The 5,501-nt window shown below is 32.0% G+C and carries 5 protein-coding genes and 1 pseudogene; all 6 read left to right on the plus strand.

Annotation, left to right across the window (positions count from 1 at the left end):
- Positions 1-749: 749 nt before the first annotated feature.
- The 6 genes and pseudogenes from SULYE_RS05355 to SULYE_RS05380 all read left to right on the plus strand — a co-directional run bounded on the left by SULYE_RS05355 (position 750) and on the right by SULYE_RS05380 (position 5,425).
- Positions 750-1,742: pseudogene (locus tag SULYE_RS05355) on the plus strand (IS110 family RNA-guided transposase).
- A gap of 419 nt (positions 1,743-2,161) precedes the next feature.
- Positions 2,162-2,488, plus strand: coding sequence for an ArsR/SmtB family transcription factor (locus SULYE_RS05360; RefSeq protein WP_007547293.1), 327 nt, complete (start codon positions 2,162-2,164; stop codon positions 2,486-2,488).
- Positions 2,485-2,730: a thioredoxin family protein gene (locus SULYE_RS05365; RefSeq protein ID WP_007547294.1), complete on the plus strand. Its 246-nt coding sequence runs from the start codon at positions 2,485-2,487 to the stop codon at positions 2,728-2,730. Before SULYE_RS05360 ends, SULYE_RS05365 begins: the two co-directional genes overlap by 4 nt.
- 1 nt (position 2,731) lies before the next feature.
- Positions 2,732-3,694, plus strand: coding sequence for a permease (locus SULYE_RS05370; protein WP_007547295.1), 963 nt, complete (start codon positions 2,732-2,734; stop codon positions 3,692-3,694).
- Between the two features lies 1 nt (position 3,695).
- A complete protein-coding gene (locus tag SULYE_RS05375; RefSeq protein ID WP_007547296.1) occupies positions 3,696-4,121 on the plus strand; it encodes an arsenate reductase ArsC in 426 nt (141 codons plus the stop codon).
- A gap of 5 nt (positions 4,122-4,126) precedes the next feature.
- A complete protein-coding gene (locus SULYE_RS05380; protein WP_043989132.1) occupies positions 4,127-5,425 on the plus strand; it encodes an arsenic transporter in 1,299 nt (432 codons plus the stop codon).
- Positions 5,426-5,501: the final 76 nt, after the last annotated feature.

Genomic DNA, 5,501 nt, shown 5'->3' on the forward strand with positions numbered 1-5,501 from the left:
TCCTTGAATTCCTGAGTCTTGAATTTTTTTCTCTAAGTACAATCTTTCCCAATCTTCCGTCTCAAAAAAATAGATATTCATAATACATCCCTCCAATTGTTTAAATCTATTCTAACATAGAGATAGATATATTGGATATGATAATTTAAAATACCTTGGGTGAGAAATTACCTCCATAGTTTACTTTTTCTAAAAAAGCTATAACCAATAGCATATGAATATAGATAAGCAACAAAAGTTTTAATCTTTCTCCATCTACTTATAAGATTGAAATTTTTTATTTGAGAATTAACTGCTTCAATAATTTGCCTTTTACTCTTTTCTTGTTTATCTTCACATACTTTAACATATTTACACCCTTTATACCTTGGGTGAGAAATTAGTGATTTTTATAAAATTTAAAAGTGAGATTCTTCGGACTAAAGTCCTCAGAATGACAGCGAAAGGTTGAATGATACGCATTAAAGGAAGGATAACCTTATATGTCATCGTATATTAAATATACTAAAAATTTTAATCTACAAGAGAATAAGTTTTATAATAATTATAGACATGGGAGAAAAAAGGAAGGACAGATCAAGTTATTGTCATTGGTCTTTTAAGACCGCTCAGAATGTTTGTAGACTGTCCTTCCTCTACTTCCTAAAACCTGAATCAGAACATTAGGCTTTTAAGCCTGTATTGATTACGATGATAGGTTATCAGGAAGTTTCTCTCATGTCAAGTATTTTATGAAAGGAGGTAATCTTATGAACAACTACAAAATCGTCGTTGGAGTTGATGTATCTAAAAACTCATTCACTGCTACAGTATTGTATGATAACAAGAAAGAAACCTTTGAAGTTAAATCAGACCCAGTTGAGTTTGAAAAGAAAATAAAGCCTTATCTTAAAAAGTTTAAGCAGTCAGATATGCTTATCATAATGGAGCATACAGGAGTTTATCATTTAAAGCTTGCTAATTATCTGTATGAAAATGGCTATCAAGTAGCAGTAGTAAATCCATTTTAGATAAAGAAGTTTATGGAAGCTAAAATGACAAGAGTCAAAACAGATAAGACTGATTCATACTTTATTGCACAGTATGGAAGAACGTTTTTCGATGGAGAGCTTTATAAACCAAAACCAGATGTAGAAAAAGAAATAGAAATAAAACTAAAGATATTAGAAGACCTACAGCATCAGCTTACAAAGCTAAGAAATCAAAGAGAATCTTTAAGTCATGTACCAATACCAATCAAAAAATTGAAAGAGAACTTGGAATATTATGATGATCTAATCAGAAAAATAGAAAAAAACATAAAAGAACTTGAGAAAGAGATAAAAGAATTGACTAAGAAGAATTTTCAAGAGGAATACAAGCTTTTAAAAAGTATACCTGGTATAAGTGATAGGGTTATAGGAATGATAATATCAGTATATGGAAATTTTAAAAGATTTAAGAGTGTAAAAGATGCATCAAGTTTTATAGGAATCAGTCCGGGTATACATGAAAGTGGAACGAGTGTAAAGAAAAGTGGTTCGATAAAGAAAATGGGAAATCCATATGCAAGAAAGATACTATACATGGCAGCATTATCAGCAATAAGGTTTAACAAATACTGCAGAGAATTATACGAAAGGTTAGTAAGTAAAGGTAAAGCTAAAAAGTTAGCATTAGTAGCTGTAGCACATAAGCTATTAAGACAGGCATATGGTGTATTAAAAAACAGAAGACCATTTGATGAAAATTTTTGTACTTGACATTTAACATAGAACATTCTGAGCGAAGCGAAGAATCTCGTGTTTTCAATGAATTTCTCACCCGACGTATTGGGTATGATAAATTAAAATTAAACTCATATCTGTAAATAGGTTTACCGGTTCGGAAAATTATAAAATAATGAAAATTGTGATACTCTTAGTTTAATGCTTGATAGCAAAAGCTTCTCAAGTGTCTAATTTTGAAAAGAGGTGAAGTCATTGAGTCTTAAGATCTCAAAAAATAATAGAATAAAAACAATGAATGTATCAACTACAGCGAGAGGATGTTCCAAAAATCCAAATTGTCATTCTACAGCCGTGTGAAGAAACTCCTACTTTTATCGGATTTCTCATCTGACGTATTTTTATATGATATAAATCATTATTTATATAAAAAATCTTTTATACAATATCAAATCATGAAAGAGAAAGAGTTAAAACAGTTTTTTCATAGCTTATCAGATGGAAGCAGATTAAAGATAGTCAGAATGCTGATAGACAATCCTGAGCTTTGTGTTTGTGATTTTATGAGATTGTTAAAGCTGTCTCAGCCTCATGTATCCTTCCATATCAGAGTTTTAAAAGAAGCTAAAATCATTAATTGTAAAAAAGTTGGTAGATGGGTTTATTGTTCACTAAACAAAGAAAATCCACTTTTAAACGCTGTCTTAGAATTTATAAAAGATATAGAGTTAGATAAAGAAGAAATTGGATGCTGCGGTATAAATCAGGAGGAGAAATTATGAAAAAAATTCAAATAATTAGTGCTTCTAACTGTAATAACTGTGAGCTTCTTTACAATGTTGTAAGTACTATCGTAAAATCTAAAAATATTCCAGCAGAGGTTGAAAAAATTATAGATGTTAAAGAGCTAGTAAAATATAAAACTATGAAAACGCCTGTTTTGGTAGTTGATGGCAAAGTAAAACATGTTGGAACGCCAATTCCTGCACCACAAACAATCGAAGAATTAATCACACAAGATTAAGATGTTTGAAATTTACGACAGCATAGCCACCTATATTACAAAAGATATTTTAAATCTAAATCCAAGTGATAAACTATACGAAGTAGCACACTTTTTTATTTATGATACTTTAAAAATCTTTACACTTTTAACGCTAATAATCTTTGCAGTATCTTTTATCAGAAGCTATTTTCCACTTGAAAAAACAAGAAAGATTTTATCTAAGCATAAAGCTATTGCAATTCCATTGGCTGCTATTCTTGGTATTTTTACACCTTTTTGTTCTTGTTCTGCTGTTCCAATGTTTATTGGATTTGTAGAGGCAGGAATTCCGCTTGGGGCTGCATTTGCATTTTTAGTATCTTCTCCAATGGTTAATGAAGTTGCACTTGGGCTGCTGTTTGCATCCTTTGGTTTTAAAATTGCTTTGGCTTATGTTGTGTTTGGTGTAGCAGTAGCTATAATAAGCGGGTTTTTTATTGAAAAATTAAACCCAAGACATCTTATAGAAGATTATGTTTTTGAGCTTTCCTTCGGAGAAGCTGAAGAAAAACCGATGACTTTTAAAGAAAGAATAGAGTTTGCAAAAAATAATGTAAAAGATATTCTAAGAAAAATCTCAATTTATATAATCGTTGCAATAGGAATAGGTAGCTTTATTCACGGGTATGTACCGGAGGAAGCAATAAAAAGCATCATGAATTCAGCCGGTTTTTTATCTGTGCCATTGGCTGTAATCATAGGCGTTCCTTTATATTCTAACTCCGCCGGTATTTTGCCAGTTATTCAAGCACTAATAGATAAAGGTGTACCAATAGGTACTGCATTAGCATTTATGATGGCTACTACAGCCTTATCATTTCCAGAATTTGTAATCTTAAAACAGATAATGAAGCCAAAACTTATTGCCATATTTGCAGGCATTGTTTCTGTATCCATCATTATAGCCGGATATTTATTTAATATCATATTTGGGAGGGTTTAAGATGAAAAAGATAGCTTTTATCTGCACAGGAAACTCTGCAAGGTCTCAAATGGCAGAAGGATATGGAAAATATTTTGCTAAGCTGTATGGAAAAGATGTAGAAATCTACTCAGCAGGCTCTAATCCGTCAGGCTATATTCATCCATTGGCAATAAAGGTAATGGCTGAAGATGGTATTGACATTTCACAGCAGTACTCTAAGCATATTAATGAAATTCCTATAAATGAAGTTGATTATGTTATTACTCTCTGCGGAGATGCTGCGGAAACTTGTCCAGTTGTGCCGGGAGCAAAAACTGAACATTGGGGATTACCAGACCCGGCAAGAGTAATCGGGCCAACCGAAGACGCTAAACTTCAAGCATTTAGAAAAATAAGAGACCAAATCAAAGAAAAAGTTGAAAGGCTTATAAAAGAGATCGAGTGAAAGAAATGAGCAGTCTAACCGCTTATCTTTTATTCTTCATTGTATTATTTTTTATCATAAAAAAGCCGTTTAATATAGGCATTGGGTGGACTGCAACGGTTGGAGCAATTTTAGCATTAATTCTTGGTGTAGTATCAATAAAGGATGTTTACAGGGTTGTAGAGATAGTTTGGGACCCAACCTTAGCATTCTTGGGAATCATTTTTATATCGATCATTCTTGATAAAATTGGATTTTTTGAATGGGCTGCACTTCATATGATAGAGCTTTCAAAGGGCGATGGAAGAGTTTTATTTGTATATCTTTTACTCCTTGGAGCTTTAATCTCTGCATTCTTTGCAAACGATGGAGCAGCATTAATTCTAACACCAATTGTTTATCAAAAGATAAAACATCTTGGACTAAGTCAAAAATATATACTTCCATACATAATGGGAAGTGGATTTGTAGCAGACACAACAAGCCTACCGCTTGTAATTTCTAATCTTGTAAATATACTTACAGCAGACTTTTTTAAGATAGGATTTTTTGAGTATGCTTCTGTAATGGTTTTTGTAAATATCTTTTCTCTTGTTGCAACCATAATTTTTACTTATCTATTTTTCAGAAAAGATTTAATAAAGAAAATTGATTTAGAAGCCATAGAAGACAAACCGCCAAAATATGCCATAAAAGATAAATTTCTATTTAAGCTTACATGGATTATCTCTGCATTTTTATTAATAGCTTTCTTTGTAGGAGAACATTATAAAATTCCAACATCCTTTATAATCGGACTTGGAGCTGTAATTTTTGCCATTGCTTCATTGAAAGAAAGAGTTATTGATTTAAAGTTTGTTTTAACAAAAGAGACACCATGGCATATTGTTGTTTTCTCGGTTGGAATGTATGTTGTAGTCTATGGTCTAAAAAATGCAGGTTTTACTAATATATTAGCTGAAATTATAGCCAAATCCGTAGAGTATGGAAATTTTGTAAGTATTTTTACAACAGGATTTTTAGCAGCGTTTTTATCTTCTGTGATGAACAATATGCCATCTGTAATGCTTGTAAACCTTGCCATAGAAGAAGCAAACTTACCTATACAAACAGCAAAAATATTGGCTTATTCAAATGTTATTGGGTGTGATTTAGGACCAAAAATAACACCGATAGGTTCTTTGGCTACTCTTCTGTGGTTGTATGTACTTAATAATAAAGGAATAAATATTTCGTGGGGATACTATTTTAAAGTTGGCATAGTTTTGACAATTCCAACGCTGATTTTTACTTTATTTGGACTTTGGTTAGTGATAAATTTTTAAGAGCGGAGAGGGCGGGATTCGAACCCGCGGTCGGGGTTTTACCCCCGACAACTTCTTAGCAGGAAGCCGCTTCGAC

It is taken from the genome of Sulfurihydrogenibium yellowstonense SS-5 (assembly GCF_000173615.1).
In the GTDB taxonomy this organism is placed as follows: Bacteria; Aquificota; Aquificia; order Aquificales; family Hydrogenothermaceae; genus Sulfurihydrogenibium; species Sulfurihydrogenibium yellowstonense.